This window comes from Aeromicrobium sp. PFPM2_SD2, from assembly GCF_057364525.1.
On sequence record NZ_JBNFNZ010000628.1, the window covers coordinates 1 to 1060 of the forward strand.

Here is a 1060-nt window from a genome sequence, read left to right on the forward strand (position 1 = left end):
ATAGCGATAACATGGTAGACTGTGTTTCCAAAGGTAGAAAGAACGCTCCACATAGTGACAGCCATTACACTCAAAGCTAACAGCCGAAGATGTTAAGTCCATACGAAAGTCAGGGCTAACAGCGACAGAGCTTACCTCTGCATATCCGGGAGTAGCTAGGAGAACGCTGTCTGACGTATTAACAGGTAAAACATGGAGGCACGTAGATGGCTGAACGTGAAGGATTTGCCGCTGAAGGCGCGAAGTCAGTTTATGATAGACTGAAGAACGGTAGACAGCCATATGAGACGCGCGCTCAGAACTGTGCTGCTGTCACTATCCCGTCACTGTTTCCTAAGGAGTCCGACAACTCGTCTACGGAATACGTGACGCCGTGGCAAGCTGTAGGTGCTCGCTGTTTGAACAACTTGGCTGCAAAGCTGATGCTGGCATTATTCCCTCAGTCACCGTGGATGCGACTGACAGTCTCCGAATATGAGGCAAAGACCTTGAGTCAGGACTCAGAGGCTGCTGCTCGTGTAGACGAAGGGCTTGCTATGGTCGAGCGTGTGTTGATGGCCTACATGGAGACTAACAGTTTCCGTGTCCCATTGTTCGAAGCTCTGAAGCAGCTTATCGTCTCCGGTAACTGTCTACTCTATATTCCAGAGCCTGAACAGGGTACTTACAGTCCTATGCGTATGTACCGCTTAACGTCCTACGTTGTTCAACGTGATGCTTACGGTAACATCTTGCAGATTGTGACTCTCGACAAGGTAGCGTTTAGTGCTCTACCGGAAGACGTGAAGTCACAACTCAACGCAGACGACTATGAGCCTGACACAGAGCTTGAAGTCTACACGCACATCTATCGTCAGGACGATGAGTACCTGCGATATGAGGAAGTGGAGGGCATAGAGGTGAAAGGGACCGATGGTTCCTACCCGCTGAACGCCTGTCCTTACATCCCGGTACGAATGGTTAGACTGGACGGTGAAGACTATGGTCGTTCTTACTGCGAGGAATATCTGGGAGACCTGAACTCGCTGGAGACGATTACAGAAGCTATCACCAAAATGGC

At 49.9% G+C, this 1060-nt stretch carries 1 protein-coding gene; it reads left to right on the forward strand.

Going from position 1 to position 1060, the window contains the following annotated elements:
- Positions 1–206 precede the first annotated feature (206 nt).
- Positions 207–1060: portal protein (locus tag AC2W7G_RS16990; RefSeq protein WP_485869478.1), on the forward strand; the 854-nt coding region annotated here is incomplete at its 3' end.